Annotated in this window: 11 protein-coding genes, 1 tRNA gene and 1 pseudogene; 7 read left to right on the top strand and 6 right to left on the bottom strand. The window is 46.6% G+C overall.

Annotation, left to right across the window (positions count from 1 at the left end; all coding sequences use genetic code 11):
- The first annotated feature begins 46 nt into the window (after positions 1 to 46).
- Both thiO and IM473_RS04330 read left to right on the top strand, forming a co-directional pair.
- Complete coding sequence (thiO, locus tag IM473_RS04335; RefSeq protein ID WP_287658791.1) at positions 47 to 1,978, top strand: glycine oxidase ThiO; 1,932 nt, start codon at positions 47 to 49, stop codon at positions 1,976 to 1,978.
- A 60-nt stretch (positions 1,979 to 2,038) separates the two neighbouring features.
- Entirely contained in the window at positions 2,039 to 2,791 is a 753-nt protein-coding gene (locus IM473_RS04330) for an SAM-dependent methyltransferase (protein WP_287658790.1), read from the top strand.
- A gap of 203 nt (positions 2,792 to 2,994) precedes the next feature.
- Here the strand turns inward: IM473_RS04330 and IM473_RS04325 are convergent, their stop codons facing one another.
- The 3 genes from IM473_RS04325 to lpxD all read right to left on the bottom strand — a co-directional run bounded on the left by IM473_RS04325 (position 2,995) and on the right by lpxD (position 7,314).
- On the bottom strand, positions 2,995 to 4,530 hold the full coding sequence (locus IM473_RS04325) for a TolC family protein (protein ID WP_287658789.1): 1,536 nt from the start codon (positions 4,528 to 4,530) through the stop codon (positions 2,995 to 2,997).
- Positions 4,531 to 4,598: 68 nt separating this feature from the next.
- Positions 4,599 to 6,140, bottom strand: a complete 1,542-nt coding sequence (gene ggt / locus IM473_RS04320) for a gamma-glutamyltransferase (protein ID WP_287658788.1) — start codon at positions 6,138 to 6,140, stop codon at positions 4,599 to 4,601.
- Positions 6,141 to 6,282: 142 nt separating this feature from the next.
- Complete coding sequence (gene lpxD, locus IM473_RS04315; protein ID WP_287658787.1) at positions 6,283 to 7,314, bottom strand: UDP-3-O-(3-hydroxymyristoyl)glucosamine N-acyltransferase; 1,032 nt, start codon at positions 7,312 to 7,314, stop codon at positions 6,283 to 6,285.
- 564 nt (positions 7,315 to 7,878) lie between these two features.
- Here lpxD and IM473_RS04310 point away from each other — a divergent pair.
- The 4 genes and pseudogenes from IM473_RS04310 to plsY form a co-directional block, all read left to right on the top strand.
- Positions 7,879 to 8,056: pseudogene (locus IM473_RS04310) on the top strand (RNA-guided endonuclease TnpB family protein); the annotation flags it as partial.
- Positions 8,057 to 8,172: 116 nt separating this feature from the next.
- Entirely contained in the window at positions 8,173 to 9,198 is a 1,026-nt protein-coding gene (locus IM473_RS04305; RefSeq protein ID WP_287658786.1) for an ABC transporter ATP-binding protein, read from the top strand.
- 82 nt (positions 9,199 to 9,280) lie between these two features.
- Complete coding sequence (gene fabG, locus IM473_RS04300; protein ID WP_002799931.1) at positions 9,281 to 9,976, top strand: 3-oxoacyl-ACP reductase FabG; 696 nt, start codon at positions 9,281 to 9,283, stop codon at positions 9,974 to 9,976.
- Between the two features lie 69 nt (positions 9,977 to 10,045).
- The gene (gene plsY, locus IM473_RS04295) at positions 10,046 to 10,729 is read left to right on the top strand and encodes a glycerol-3-phosphate 1-O-acyltransferase PlsY (protein ID WP_407069724.1); all 684 of its coding nucleotides are present in this window, start codon (positions 10,046 to 10,048) and stop codon (positions 10,727 to 10,729) included.
- A 217-nt stretch (positions 10,730 to 10,946) separates the two neighbouring features.
- On the opposite strand, the gene IM473_RS04290 is transcribed toward plsY, so the two are convergent.
- Together IM473_RS04290 and IM473_RS04285 are read right to left on the bottom strand one after the other, a co-directional pair.
- Entirely contained in the window at positions 10,947 to 11,948 is a 1,002-nt protein-coding gene (locus tag IM473_RS04290; RefSeq protein ID WP_287658876.1) for an Npun_R2821/Npun_R2822 family protein, read from the bottom strand.
- 180 nt (positions 11,949 to 12,128) lie between these two features.
- Positions 12,129 to 13,634 (bottom strand): hypothetical protein, encoded by a 1,506-nt coding sequence (locus IM473_RS04285; RefSeq protein ID WP_287658785.1) that lies wholly within the window; start codon positions 13,632 to 13,634, stop codon positions 12,129 to 12,131.
- Between the two features lie 127 nt (positions 13,635 to 13,761).
- Here IM473_RS04285 and IM473_RS04280 point away from each other — a divergent pair.
- Positions 13,762 to 13,834, top strand: a tRNA-Glu gene (locus IM473_RS04280).
- A gap of 18 nt (positions 13,835 to 13,852) precedes the next feature.
- On the opposite strand, the gene IM473_RS04275 is transcribed toward IM473_RS04280, so the two are convergent.
- Entirely contained in the window at positions 13,853 to 15,202 is a 1,350-nt protein-coding gene (locus IM473_RS04275) for a sensor histidine kinase (protein ID WP_287658784.1), read from the bottom strand.
- Between the last annotated feature and the right edge of the window lie 13 nt (positions 15,203 to 15,215).

Here is a 15,215-nt window from a genome sequence, read left to right as displayed (position 1 = left end):
CTGATTCCTTGTCATTTCAGTAATTATTTTTGGTGCCAGAGACTTTATGAACTCAACTAGCGAAATTTTGATCGTGGGCGGTGGTATCATCGGATTAGCGATCGCCGTCGATTTGCAATTGCGCGGGGCAAAAGTTACCCTCCTAGTTCGAGATATAGCTCAGGCCGCTAGTCGTGCGGCTGCGGGAATGTTGGCTCCCCACGCGGAGGGGATTCCCCCGGGTCCATTTCTCGATCTTTGCCTGCAATCGCGCTGGCTATATCCAGAGTGGACCCGCAAAATCGAGGATTTAACGGGAATAAACAGCGGTTACTATCCCTGCGGTATTCTTGCTCCCGTTTACGAGCTAGATCAGCCCGTTACTACCGAGGAAGTTAATAAAATTTGGTTAGACAGCAATGCAGTTCACCTCTACCAACCCGGACTAGGTAAAGATGTGATCGGTGGTTGGTGGTATCCCGACGATGGACAAGTGGATAACCGGCAGCTAGTGACGGCGCTGCAACAAGCGGCCGAAAATTTAGGGGTAGAAATTCGCCAAGGGGTAGAAGTCCACGCCGTACAACAAAAGCAGGGAAAAGTCAAGAGTATTTATACCTCAATTGGGGAATTAGAAGCAAAAATTTACATTTTAGCGACGGGAGCCTGGGCCAGTCAACTTTTACCCCTCCCTATCCATCCCGTCAAAGGTCAAATGGCTGCGGTAAAAATGCCCCCTAACCAGACCTTAGCTAGGGTTTTATTCGGTCCACAAACCTATCTGGTTCCCCGTCGCAATGGTCGTTTAATTATCGGGGCCACTTCCGAAAAAGTGGCCTGGCAAACGGGTAATACACCCCAAGGACTGCAAACCCTTTTTGAGCGGGCCACCCGTCTCTATCCCCCTTTAGCTGACTGGGAAATCGAGGAAATGTGGTGGGGATTCCGTCCAGGTACAGCGGATGAATTGCCCATTTTAGGCCGCAGTAGCTGTGATAACCTCATTTTAGCCACCGGTCACTATCGTAATGGCATTTTACTCGCTCCTGTCACTGCTTCCTTGATTGCTGACCTGGTGATTAATGACAAAGTTAATCCCATTTTGACCCATTTTCGCTGCGATCGCTTTAATCAACCATCACCCGTTACTATTCCACCTATGTCCTTAACTATTATTGAGAATAAACCCCAAGCACTTTTATCACCCCAGAATGATCGCCTCACCATTGCTGGGAAAACCTTTCACTCCCGCTTGATGACTGGGACTGGCAAATATGCCAATCTGACGACTATGCAGGAAAGTATTAGTGCCAGTGAATGTCAGATTGTCACCGTTGCCGTTAGACGAGTACAAACGAACGCTCCGGGTCATGAGGGATTAGCAGAAGCGATCGATTGGTCAAAAATCTGGATGTTACCCAACACTGCCGGTTGTCAAACGGCCGAAGAAGCGATTCGGGTGGCCCGTTTAGGGCGAGAAATGGCCAAATTATTGGGACAGGAAGACAATAACTTTATTAAACTCGAAGTTATTCCCGATCCTAAATATTTATTACCCGATCCGATCGGAACTTTGCAAGCGGCGGAACAATTAGTTAAAGAAGGTTTTGCCGTACTGCCCTATATTAACGCCGATCCTCTCTTGGCCAAACGTTTAGAGGAAGCTGGCTGCGCCACGGTTATGCCGCTAGGATCGCCGATTGGGTCGGGACAGGGCCTGAAAAATGAGGCAAATATCGCGATTATCATCGAATCGGCCCAAATTCCCGTGGTGGTAGATGCCGGGATCGGTACACCCTCAGAAGCAGCCCGGGCCATGGAAATGGGGGCCGATGCTTTATTAATTAACAGTGCGATCGCTATGGCTGCCAATCCGTCCTTGATGGCGCAGGCCATGGGAATGGCGACAAAAGCGGGACGTTTAGCCCATTTAGCGGGAAGAATGCCGATTAAGTCCTCTGCTAGTCCTAGTTCCCCCCTGACGGGAACGATCGCCTAAGCCAGTGATCTTAAGCCCGGAATTGGCTGTTTTCAGCTATTAGAGCCAGCAAAAATCCCTATGACTACAGACAATCAAACTGAGTATGTTGCCGCTTTAACTGATTTACACCGTGGACTTGACCGTAAAGGGCCAGGTGACTCTGACTTCTCCCTAAAAATTTTGAGCAATCTCTCTATTTTGCCCCTCAAGCCGCGAATTGCCGATCTAGGATGTGGAAGTGGTGCTAGTGCTTTACTGCTGGCACAATACTACCAAAGCCCTGTCATGGCAGTGGATTCCTCGTCGGTTTTTATCGACGAACTCAAAACCCGAGCAAAACAGCTTGGTCTTGAGCATTTAATCATTCCAATTCATGGTGACATGGCTAAACTTGATTGGTCAGTGGGTTCAGTTGATCTGCTTTGGTCTGAGGGGGCTGCTTATAATCTTGGGTTTGAGCAGGCCCTTAAAATCTGGCGACCTCTTCTTTCTAACAACGCTATTGCCGTCATCTCGGAGATGAGTTGGTTTACTGATGATCTGCCAGAGCCTGCTGTGGCCTATTGGCAAAACGTCTATCCTATGATGGGTAATGAGTTTGAGAATATCGTTCGGGCTAATAGGTCTGGTTTTAAGGTACTTTCTACCCATCGGCTGCCAAGTCAAGTTTGGTGGCTAAATTATTATGAACCTCTCCGTGAACGAATCGGGCAGCTGGAAATCAGCCCAAGTAGCCAATCGGTTATTCGTGAAACCGAAGAAGAGATGAAACTTTTTGAGAAATTCAGCAACTTCTATGGTTATACCTTCTATGTTCTGCAAGCGGTCTAGAAAAAAAGCCGTCCAATTTATGATCAGCTTTGTTTGGCAGTAATTCCTCTCGTTGTAATAATCTGCGTCCGCAGGTGCAAGAGCGACAGGAAACTCCCACCCTGCATCAATTGCGGGAACAACAGATTAGAATCATCGAAACCCGTTAAAATAGGGGAGATTTGACCATCTCCCCCCACACCACAGATCAATAAATCCCACAATTAACGCACTTCAAACAAACGATTATCCGGTAAATTACTAATCGATCGCTGGAGACTATTCAAGGATTTATTGTAATCGACGATCGCCTGTAGATAACGGCTTCTGGCATCGGTTAAATCCCGTTGGGAGTTGATAACGTCCGTTTGGGTTCCCACACCCGCCTGAAAGCGTAAACGGGCTAATCGCAGACTTTCCGTGGCGGATTCAATGCTTTTTTGCGAAGTTTTGATGTTTTCTTGGTTAGAAATCAAACTATAGTAGGATTCCTCCACCTGAAGGCGGATTTCATTGCGACGGAGGGAGAATTCCGTATCGGCGCGATCGATATTTCTTTCCGCTTGACGGGCCTGGGCAAAAGCGCGACCACCATCAAAAAAAGTCCAGCGAATCCGGCCACCAACGCTAAAACCATCGCCAAAACCAGCAGCATCACTGAGATCGTTGAGGACATTATACGAGCCCAAAAGGTCCACTTGGGGAATCACCGCCGAAATGGCGATCGAGCGATCCTGTTGGCTAATTTCCCGTTGTAAGAGTTGTTGTTCTAATTCCGCACGATTTTTATAGGCCAAAACGATACTATCATCAAGACTTAAGCCCCAAGTTCCCGCCTCGCGAATCTCATCGGCAGCGGTTAACTCGATCTGCTGACCGACACTCAATATCTGTGCCAGTCGTCGTCTAGCGATGCGTTGGGTAGAAATCGCCCGGGTTAAGTCTTGGTTAGCGTTGGCCAGGTCAACTTCCGCCTGTAGGACAGCAAATCGGGTTCCTAGTCCTGCTTGCTCCAATAATTGTGCATCGCGTAAACTTTGACTAGCATCTTCGATCGCAGCTTGGGAGATCGCTACCTGAGCATCACCCCTCTGTAATTCATAATAGGCATCGGTGGCATCAAAACGAGTTTGTTCCGAGACTGTTTCCACCTCTAATTCCTGCTGCCGGATGACTTTTTCGGCCCTTTTGATCTGGGCTGCCCGTTCACCCCCTGTATAAACCCCATAGACGATGCTAACACTACCCTGAAAGTTGGTACTATCTTCGGGTGTAGTGGCTGGGATTCCCTGTTGACGAGCCAAATTATTCTGTCTTTGGGCAACTGCCGATTGATCTTGAGTGAGACTGGTTTCCGCTTGGGCCGTGGGTAATAAAGCAGCCTGTTGTTCCTTTAATTGGGCGCGAGCGATTTCTAAATCGACCCGGGCTGTCTGTAAGGTCTGATTATTTTTTAAAGCTAATTCGATCGCTTGATTTAAGGTGATCGGTTGTACTACCCTAATATTCACCTCATCCGGTTTGGTGGGAAAAATTAGGGGATTGCCACTAGGATTAAGATAATTAGGGGCTTTGGGATCCGCTTCCGTGGTTGCCGGTGCCGCCGAGGGGCCAGGTAATTGAGAAACTGGATTGGCAGTAGGTCGGGGTTTCTTCAATAAATCGGCAGCGGACTGAGTTTGTGCCTTAACCGAGGATTCAGCCAAGAAAATCAACCCAAGCACCGCACTCACGGTAATACCATAACGCAAGAGCAACATGAGTATCTCAAAAGTAAACAGTAAACGATAAGAAGTAAACAAGCTCACACCACTATGTTGGCCGATTACTAATTACTAATCAATAATCCTACTCCATCCCGACGCGGATCGCCCGTAGCGGTTAACTCCCCCCGCTCGTTCACTGCCACCCCATGCACACCCCCAAAAAACATATTTTGTTCTTGCCACCAGGATACTTGAGTATTTGCGGGTAAAACCAGATTTTCGAGCAGATTTTCCCGATCTTCTAGGGGTTCAATTCCTAATTGTTGATTTTCCCAATGTATGCGCGAGGCAGCGATCGCAGCGGCTAAAGATTGCCGAAAATCGATTAAATTGCTAATAACCTGGAAAATAGCGGTGCGAATGCGATTGGAACCCCCAGAACCGAGAACAAATCGCGGCTTTCCTTCCTCTAAAATCATCGTCGGGGACATCATTGAGGATAAACGACGATCAACAGGCCAATTGTGAAAACCAAAGGGATTTAAGTCCGCTTCCCCGATCATATTATTGAGCATAATTCCCGTCCCCGGCACGGTATAAGCCGATCCTTCGCCGTTGGAAAAGGTGGCACTGGCGGCGTTACCTTCCCCATCGATAACACTAATATGGGTGGTACTGCCCCATTTATTGGCATATTTGCCTAAAAATTCTGATGAGAGAAACTTGTCTGCGATTCCCTCCTGATGGATAAAATCATCGTAGCCTTGAACCCGCGCTTGATTGGTTAAGGCCATCACTTCCGTTAAAATTTGCAGATGTTTGGCTCCTAGAGGCTCTAAAGCCGATAAATTGACTGTTTCCAGTAATTTTAGGGCAAAAGCCAGGAGAATTCCTCCAGAACTAGGAGGCGGATTGGTCAGTATTTCGTACCCGCGATATTGGGTTTTTAGGGGTTTTCTCTCAAGGACTTGGTAATGATTTAAATCCTCTAGGGTAAGATAACCACCCTCCTGCATATCCTTGGCGATTTGGTGGGCGATTTCTCCCTCATAAAAGTCTTTTACGCCTTTTTTGCTTAATTCCTCTAAGCTATTGGCAAAATCCCTCATCACACAGCGATCGCCAGCTTGGAGGAGTTTTCCTTGGGGAGCATAGACTTTTAAACCCTCTCTATCTTTGAGCAGGATCGAAGATAGTAAACCCAGGCAAAAGCCGTTATATTGGCTCAAAATGTAGCCTTGTCGAGCATATTCGATCGCTGGCTCCGCTACCACGGCAAAGGGCAATTTTCCTAGTTTTTTCTGCACTGTTTCCAATCCCCGTAACGCCCCAGGAGTAGCGATCGCACCTCGGCCAATGTGAAAATCTTGACTAGCACCACCAAAATTGATCGCCACAGGGTAAAAGTCGATATTTGTCAAGGGTTTTTTAGATTTGGGAGTTTGACAAAAAAAATCAAAAAGGGTATTGACTTTTTCTTTGGTATGTGCTAGTAAAAAACCGCCGCCCCCCGCCGAAGCGAGGGTGAATTCGACCACGAAAGCCGCTAAAATCGAGCCAACTATCGCATCGAAGGCATTTCCGCCCATTTCTAAGATTAATTGTCCAGCTTCGGCAGTTTTTGGATGTCCTGCGGCGATAGCGCCCTTGCTTTTGCGAGTCACTTTGATCGGGGTGTGGGGTGTAGGGTGTGGGGTGTAGGGAGATGGGGAAGTGGGGTGTGGGAAGTGGGGAGAAGGGAGAAGGGAGAATAAATAAAAATAATCTCCTGCCTTCTGCCCCCTGCCCCCTGCCTCCTGAATAGAGCTATTTTTTTAATTGCTTAACCGCTTGATAGATTTCGGGTAAACGCTTGTAAGCGGCTGCTACCTTGAGGAATAGTTTATGCGGCATGGCGGGAGAACCAGAAACCACTTCTCCTGCCCCGATATCGTTGTGAATGCCAGTTTGGGCGGTTGCGATCGCACCGTCTCCGATCGCTGCTTGATTGGCAATGCCCACCTGTCCCGCTAAAATAACGCGATTGCCCAATTTTACGCCTCCTGCCATGCCCACCTGTCCTGCTAGGGCGCAAGCTTGGCCAATTTGGCAATTATGGGCAATATGGACGAGATTATCGATCTTAGTCTGGCTACCGATGCGGGTTTCTCCCACTGCCGGGCGATCAACGGCGCTATTGCAGCCAATTTCTACCCCATCTTCTAAGACCACGATACCCGATTGTTCCATCTTAAACCAGCCTTCGGGAACTGGCACAAAACCGAAGCCCTCAGCACCGATAACAGCGCCACTGTGGATAACGCAATCATTGCCGATTTGTACCCGTTCATGGATGGTACAGTTAGCGTGGAGAATTGTGCGATCACCAATATGCACCCCGGGGTAAATAACGGCGTTAGGATGAATGCAAACACCATCACCGAGGGTGACATTCGCTTCTACCACAGCATGGGCCCCGATGGCGACTTTATGGCCGATTTTAGCCGATGGATGCACCACGGCGGTGGCGTGAATGTAGGGTTGGGGCTGAAAGGGTTGATAGAATAATTTGATGGCGTGGGCGAATAAAAGTCGGGGATTGGCACTGGCTAACCAAGCGATGCCGCGTTCGTCGGCCTGTTGTTGTAAATTGGTATCCAGGGGCAGAATTAGGGCAGTAGCGTCAGTTTTGGCGACAAAGGCAGCAAATTTTCCCCCTTCGATATAGCTAATGGTATCGACTAGGGCGGTTTCGATGGGAGTTATGGCTTTAATTTGGGGATTTCTGTCGGGATAGGCAGTTAAACTGTGAGCAGAGACTAAAGGGCTTAATTTTTGGGCAATTTCACTAAATTTCATAAATATATATTGCGATCGAGATAGGGCTGATGATAGGATCGTCTAACAGTCTAAAACTATACCGATAATCTTGTCGTTATTATAGTCAAAAAAGTTGCTAGTTTTTTAGGGAATAATCCCTGTTTTCCATTTCAACAAAGCCGATCTCGATCTAGAGCAGTTTTGGGGATAATTTTGCTCTCTCCAAAACCGATTGGTTTTAGTTTTTACTCCTCGATCGAGTTAATAAAATTGACCCGAACAGTATTAAGGCACTCGGAGTTGATGGTTCGGGAACTGTTAAAAAATCTAGGTAAAAAATTCCTGACTCTCCCTAACAAACACCAGTATCTACCGGCTTAAGTAGGTAGGCGTTAAAAATTATCAGATGCCCCCCTTATTAAGGGGGATCCCCCCGCCTATCGGCACCCCCCTTATCAAGGGGGGCAGGGGGGATCGAACCTAAAATCCATTTTTAATTTAATTATAACCAGCTACTTAAAACTGGCTGAATATTTTGCCAGTCGAGAGCCAAAAAACTTCGCTAAAAAGGAGAATTTATCGAAAAATTGTGGTTAAAAATCGGAACCTCGAGCGGTCACGGTAATTAAAGACGCGGCGAATCGCTATTTTTTAGGCTTTGTCGTTGAGATTAAACTGGAAACCCTTCCCAATAACGGGCAATCAGTAGGGATTAATCTAGGGATTGTCAACGAGTGCCACCCTCTCAACATTTGATCTGTCGGTCATCACCGCGCCGAAGTCGCAGTGAGGAGGTCAGATTTACAATACCAGATTTTCAAGTGGGGAATCTGGGTTAAAATAGACCGAGAAAGTTAACAAAAAAATTGTCTCGCTCAAGTGGGCGAAAATCAGCTTATGACCCTTGCGGTGGCGATCGAAAAGTTAAAAAAATCCTACGGTCAGACAGCAGCGGTTAAAGATATCTCCTTTACCGTGGCAGCGGCAGAAATCTTCGGTTTACTCGGTCCCAATGGTGCGGGGAAAACCACCACGATCCGCTGTCTTTGTACCCTTGCTAAACCCGATGGCGGCAAAATCGAGGTGGGGGGTGTCGATGCCCTGAATAACCCCAAATCCGCCCGTAAACGCCTGGGTTACGTTGCCCAAGAAGTCGCCCTCGATAAAATGCTCACCGGCCGGGAACTGTTGCAACTACAAGCGGCTCTCTATCACATTCCCCCTCAAAAGTCAAGAGAGCGCATCAAAGAATTAATAAATCTTTTAGGATTAGAGGAATACGCCGACAAAAAAACGGGGACCTATTCCGGCGGCATCAAAAAACGGCTGGATTTAGCGGCGGGATTACTGCACCAGCCAGAAGTTTTAGTGCTAGATGAACCGACTGTGGGCCTCGATATCGAAAGTCGTTTGATTGTCTGGGATTTTCTGCGACAATTGCGGGCGGCCGGAACCAGTGTATTAATTACCAGCCATTATCTCGAAGAAATCGACGCTTTGGCCGATAACTTGGCAATTATCGACAATGGTATCGTCATCGCTCGCGGTACCCCCTCACAACTGAAGGAGCAACTGGGCGGCGATCGCATTACCTTAAAAGTGCGGGAATTTTCCCCAGAGGAAGAAGCTTTCCAAGCGAAAGAGTTATTATCTCGTCTGCCTTTTGTCGAGGAAGTGATTGTTAATACCGCCCAGGGTAACTCCCTTAATCTCATCGTCACGGCCAATAGCAATCCTTTAAGCAAAATTGAACAAACCCTAGCCGAATCGGGATTACCCGTGTTTAGCATGGCCCAATCCCGTCCTAGTCTCGATGATGTCTATCTAGCGGCCACCGGACGCACCCTGATGGATGCGGAAATTGCCGCCGCCAGCAGTCGCGACCTGAAGGCGGAGAAAAAACAAGCGATGAAGGAATCCTAGTCCGGCGAGAAAAGCTGTAATATTGCCCAATTGCCCGGTTAAATCGTCTATAATTGGAGCGATCGACTATCTATCAATCAATATGAAAGATAAACGGGTATTGCTGACCGGCGGTACGGGAGGACTGGGTTTAGGAGTCACTCCGGCGGTTTTACACCATGGCGGTCATCTGACCATGACCTATCGGGAGGAAAGGGAGGTAGGTCGTCTGAAATCTCGGCTGAGTGCGGCGGAATTTGAGCGTATTCGCTTTGTCAGGGTGGATTTGACCCAAGAAACTGCCGTGGCTAGATTAATTGATGATCTCGGTCGTGTCGATGTTTTAATTCATCTAGTCGGGGGTTTTACCATGGGGGCGACGGAGGAGTTTAGCTATGAAGATTGGCTAAAAATGTTCGATTTAAACCTCCATAGCACTTTTTTACTGTGTAAACACTGTTTACGCTCGATGAAACTTCATAATTATGGTCGTATAGTCACTATCGGTTCTCGTGGCGCCGTACAACCGGGGGCAAATTTGGCCGCCTATTGTGCCTCGAAAGCGGCGGTAGTGGCTTTAACTCAAGCGATCGCAGAAGAAACCAAACAGACTAATATTACTGCTAACGTGGTTTTGCCAAGTGTTATCGATACTCCGGGCAACCGGGAAGCGATGGGGGAGGCAAATGCCAAGGACTGGGTAAGTCCCCAATCTCTAGCCGAGGTGATCTGTTTTCTGGCGGGGGAAGGGGCGAAAGACCTGCGCGGGGCGGCAATTCCCGTCTATGGTTCCCTGTGAGTGGTTTTTTGTCTTCAGGCTGATACACTGATAACGGCGCTCGCTCTTGCTAAAAATTGGGGTTAATTTATGCTTATTCCGATTCTTATCAGTCTTATTATCTTGCTTTTATCCTATCTGTTCGGTTCGATTCCCACGGGTTATTTAATCGGTAAATACAGCAAAGGCATCGATATTCGTGACTATGGTTCCGGTTCCACCGGGGCCACCAATGTGCTGAGAACTCTGGGAAAACCTGCTGGGGCGACGGTGTTATTAATTGATATGTTAAAAGGAATGGCGGCGGTGGCCCTGGTACGAGGACTATATTTTATGGATGTCAATCCTCTCCCAGAAAGTTGGTATTACTGGTTAATTATCGGGGCAGCATTGGGGGCAATCATCGGTCATAGTAAATCGATTTTCTTGAATTTTAGTGGTGGTAAATCCGTCGCCACCAGTTTAGGGGTTTTATTAGTGATGAATTCCCTAGTGGCTTGCGGAACTTTGGCGAGTTTTTTAGTTATTCTGGCACTTTTCCGGATTGTTTCTTTAGGTTCGATTATCGGGGCGCTGGTGGTGAACATTTTAATGGTTGTTTTGGGTCAACCTCTCCCCTATATTTTATTTAGTTTGATCGGGGGAATCTATGTGATTATTCGTCATCAGGGTAATATTAAAAGATTGTTGGCAGGGACGGAACCAAAAATAGGTCAGAAAGTACAGCCATCATCGGAATTAGGTTACAGCGTTTCTTCTACAGATGAAGTGTAACCTAATTTGCTATCATCTCTGGATGACTGGCTAATGTTCCCTGTTGCCCGTTCCCTTTTCCCTAAAACCAGAGACTTCCTAACTCACCCTTAAGATAACTGATACTAAATCCATTGAGTATAAGCTACATATCAGGACAGGCAATAGGCAATAGGCAATAGGGGCAATAAATAATCAGTCTTTAATAACCTGAAAACTGATTATTCACTCCTAATTATTATTTTCCTAAGCCGAGTTTTCTGGTTACTTTTTGCCAAAAAGTTGGGGTCGGTGGTTGATAGGGTTTGGGACTACCGGTAAATATAGGACGTTGACTAGGTTCGTAGAGATAACGATAGTGTAAGAAAATATCTCGATAGGGAAAATCGAGGTTTTCACCGCTACAAAGTCGAGTGAACAGAGAGGAAGATAAACCAATGTAGTGAAGGTATGTCAAACGTTTGCCCTTATCGTAAAGAATATTATCTAAAGCCTGAAAATGGGGAGAGGTGACACAGCAGCCGGTGCGTTCTTCTTTAGGCAATTGAAGAGCTAGATTATATATAGAAAAATTTGAGCGCATCATCATATAATTGACGATAGTTTGATCGGGAGCCATCGGATAGAGAATTTCCGCTTCTCCTGCTCGCAATTGTTCTACTAGCCAATCTCGCTGATTTCCATCGAATAAACCAATTTTAGAAGCATAGAAACCCGCACAAAAAATCTCCTTTTCGATACGATCACGGGAAAAAACCTCGAATAATTTTGGTTGAGAAACTTCGTAGACATGAGTGGGATCTTTGTGCTGAAAGTCATAAACAACACAATCGTGCCTATCTAGGATAGCGAAGATTTTATCAACGGCATCGAGTAGCAAGGTGTCCCCATCCATGTAGATAAAACGCTCGAAGGGACTATCAAAAGCAATAAAACGGTGGTGCATTCCCATACGATAATATCGGTCAGTGCAACCCGATTTCAACCAACGTTCGCGGGCTTGCGGGTGGCTATCCCAAATCGACTTGGCGAAATTTTCCCAGCGTTCGATAATTTCCTGATTATCAAATAACTCTACATTAGGACGTTGAGCAATTTCCGCCTTGATACGTTCGGTGTTGTCATCGTAGGGATAGACACAAACAGGAAGATCTTTTCCTCCATTGACCTCGATGCTGTTGAGTAGGGCGACTAATTGATCGTAAACGCGATCATTGGCTAAGGTACAGATACCGTCCATAAGTAATGCCAAGGAAAAAAATCAAAACCTATTATCTTTGCCGTTAGTTTAACTTATTTTTGTCGTTAACGGAGGCAGGGGGCAACAGTAAAGGGATTGGAGGAGATTCGGCTAATCCAAGAATAAGCAGTTTAAATACGTCTTAGCTTACCCGATCGGCTATACCCAAAACCGATCGATTTAGCGTTTGCGTTTGAGTAATTTAGAAATGCGTCGATTGTACCGCAACCAACGCCAGATTTTAATAACTAATTCCTCCACCCATAAAATAATCGCATCTAATCCCTCTAAAATCCGTTCTAAGGGGTGTTTAACGTAGCCGACGGGGGTTGATTCGGTTTCTAACCATTCTTCGTTAATTGGTTGAATTATTTCCTTGGCATAGCGGGGATCTAATTGGGTTGCGGGGGGGGATTCTCCAGGAGTAATTTCAGCGGCGGCCGGGGGGATTTTTTGTAAAGATTTATTTTGTTTTTCTTGACTAAAAGCTTTTTTTGTGATGAAAGGCTCGGCTGGTGTGCCTGGGGACTGGGGAAGGGGATAAGCGGGGTTAAGGCGCGGTTTTTCGGAGTCTTGGGGAGAAATAGCCAAGATATCGGCGGATTCTAGCCATGGTTGCTCGCTGACGGCGGAAAATGTCAGGGATTGGCCAGAGGCAAAGAAGTGATCGATCGCCGCTTGGATGAGTTTGCCGATCGTGAAGGGATCCGCTTGGGTTTGTTTTTCTAGCCAATCCTGGAGACGTTGCTTGAAGGTGATCAGCAGAGAATTAGGAAGACTTAGGGGATATTTTGCCGATAAAGCGGGTGAATCAGCACTATATTCTAAATTATTCTTCTCTTTTGCCCAGAAATGCTCGATCGCCGCATAAATTAACCAATAAAGGCGCCAGAGATAGGAGGAATTTTTCTCGAGAGTCGGGGACTGGTTAACGAGATCGGAAGGGGGGTTAGAGGTGTGACTAAAACTGCTGGGGATTGCGGGGGAGATAGCGAGAAATTTAGTCTCGAAAATCGCTAATTTTTCGTCAATGACTTCTAAAATCGCTTGAGAATTTAAATTAGGCAGTGGTAAAGAGGGTGGTGTCGAGGTTTTGACGAGATGGGATTCCTGGAAGAGATTTATGGCGATCGCTATTTGCCCCTGTTGTTCCCAGCGTAGTAGGTTCCAAAACCAACGTATCGGAGGCAAGACAGGATTTTTGTCGGTAAAATTCGGTAATAAAGGCGGATACTGAGGATTTAATCGCTTAATTCTCCGTTTTTCGAGGGCGTAGTTAGCCAGTGCCGTCCTAATTTGTTTTTCTATTTGTCTTTGGGTTTGATTATCGGTGATTTTAACGGTCTGGTGATCGTTAGTGACGAAAACTAAAGCTTGATCCTCTAGATCGGCTGCTATGCCAATAAATGCCGTTTCTTGGTCGGATAAGCTCTGGAGAAATTCTTCGATCGCATCCGTCCCCTCTTTGCCGGGGGGTGATAATTGTTTCTGGAGACTGTTCCCCAATTGATTAGCCGTCACCCGCAGCGATTGTATCAGTAAATAGACGGGATAGATGGCTATTTGCAGGGCAAGAGCGATCGCATTTTGACCGCGACGGGAAACGCGGCCGAGGTTATCTTTCAGACGGATCAAGCGACGGTTGATCAGGTTGAACAGTCGGCTTTTATAGGGATCGGCAGCCATGGATTTTCGGCGATAACATCTTCATTTAGACTATCCTATTGTGCAAGGGCGGGATAAAAAAATTTTTTGCCAAAACCCTTGACTCCCAGAAAGATTATTGTTATATTTAAAAAGGTCTGAAATCCACGCCCCCATCGTCTAGTGGCCTAGGACACCTCCCTTTCACGGAGGCGACAGGGATTCGAATTCCCTTGGGGGTATAAAAAAAGTCAGAGGTGTTAAGCTTCTGACTTTTCGGTTTTTTTCTCCCGTTGATGGCTTTTCGGTAGGGTGACGGTGAAAACTGTTCCTCGATCGATCTGACTTTCGACGCTAATTTGTCCATGATGACTGAGGGTAATCGCTAAAGCGATCGCTAATCCTAATCCTGTTCCCCCGGAAGTGGCGGAATTTTGCCGTGCGGGATCGAGACGATAAAAGCGATCGAAAATATGGGACAAAGCAGCCTCGGGAATCCCGATTCCGTTATCTTTGACGCGTACCAGTAACACCGATTGTCGATCGCGTTTACTTTTTTCCAATTCCACTGCCACATTTTTAGGCTCAGATTCGGGCAAAAAAGCGTGTTTTAGGGCATTAGAAATTAAATTTGTGAATAAACGGGCTAATTGATACCAATCTCCCTGCATAGTAAACATTTCATCGCTGTAGGAAAAATCCTCTTGGTCCGGTTCCACAATCGACAAAGAGAGGCAAATTCCCTGCTTATCGGCGATTAAACGCTGTTCTTCCACCACTTCCATCAATAAAGCATCCAAAGGTACAGCTTGCTCGATCGGTTGGACGATGCCACTATCAGAACGGGCTAAAAAAAGCAGATCATTGACTAAATTGCCCAATCTTTCCGTTAAACGATCGATCACCCGCAAGCGTTGATCGCCAGTTTGGGGATAAGCGATCGCCATTTGCACGTTAGTTTGGATAGTGGCGATCGGATTGCGTAATTCATGGGAAGCATCGGCGGTAAATTGTTTTAAACTCTGATAGGACTCTTTTACTGGTTGAATGGCTAAACCGGACAAAAACCAACCAATCCCAGCGACACTGGCAATCATCAGGCAAATTCCGACGATTAAATCCCATAATAGCTGTCTAATCGGTTTTGTCACCTCAAACCAAGGATGACTTACCCGCAGATATCCCAAAACATAATGACCGATTTCCACCCTTTCGGTTACTTGTCGCAGCAGACGATTATCGGATAAGCGAATAGTTTCCCCTTGACGGTGGGGATGGAGGGGAATATCTAAGGATTCAGCCAAAGTTGACCAAACTAGATTACCTTGGGGATCAAACCATTCCAAATCTATATGATCGTCCTCGACGGATTTACCCTGACTGGGAAAACTTGCGAGGGGATCGACGCGATAACGTCCTTGATCCGGGGGAATCGATTCGATCACGAGGGAACGATTTACCACCTCAATGATGTGTTTGAGGGTATCATCAATGCGATCCACTAGGGTATGGCGCACATAAAAATACATTCCCGTAGCGAGAAAAAGCAGTAGTATGGCAGTGACGGCAGTGTACCATAAGGCTAAACGGCGGCGAGTGGCTTGGAACACCGATAATCTATGG

Source organism: Microcystis sp. M015S2 (assembly GCF_020245945.1).
Lineage (GTDB): Bacteria > Cyanobacteriota > Cyanobacteriia > Cyanobacteriales > Microcystaceae > Microcystis.
Note: the sequence above shows the minus strand (reverse complement) of the source record. Positions and strands in the feature narration are given on the sequence as shown.

Excerpts from the sequence above, each read along its gene's own strand:
- plsY (WP_407069724.1), top strand. The coding sequence starts at position 10,046 with ATGCTTATTCCGATTCTTATCAGTCTTATTATCTTGCTTTTATCCTAT.
- thiO (WP_287658791.1), top strand. The coding sequence starts at position 47 with ATGAACTCAACTAGCGAAATTTTGATCGTGGGCGGTGGTATCATCGGA.
- fabG (WP_002799931.1), top strand. The coding sequence starts at position 9,281 with ATGAAAGATAAACGGGTATTGCTGACCGGCGGTACGGGAGGACTGGGT.
- IM473_RS04290 (WP_287658876.1), bottom strand. The coding sequence starts at position 11,948 with ATGGACGGTATCTGTACCTTAGCCAATGATCGCGTTTACGATCAATTA.
- IM473_RS04325 (WP_287658789.1), bottom strand. The coding sequence starts at position 4,530 with ATGTTGCTCTTGCGTTATGGTATTACCGTGAGTGCGGTGCTTGGGTTG.
- IM473_RS04305 (WP_287658786.1), top strand. The coding sequence starts at position 8,173 with ATGACCCTTGCGGTGGCGATCGAAAAGTTAAAAAAATCCTACGGTCAG.
- IM473_RS04330 (WP_287658790.1), top strand. The coding sequence starts at position 2,039 with ATGACTACAGACAATCAAACTGAGTATGTTGCCGCTTTAACTGATTTA.
- IM473_RS04285 (WP_287658785.1), bottom strand. The coding sequence starts at position 13,634 with ATGGCTGCCGATCCCTATAAAAGCCGACTGTTCAACCTGATCAACCGT.
- lpxD (WP_287658787.1), bottom strand. The coding sequence starts at position 7,314 with ATGAAATTTAGTGAAATTGCCCAAAAATTAAGCCCTTTAGTCTCTGCT.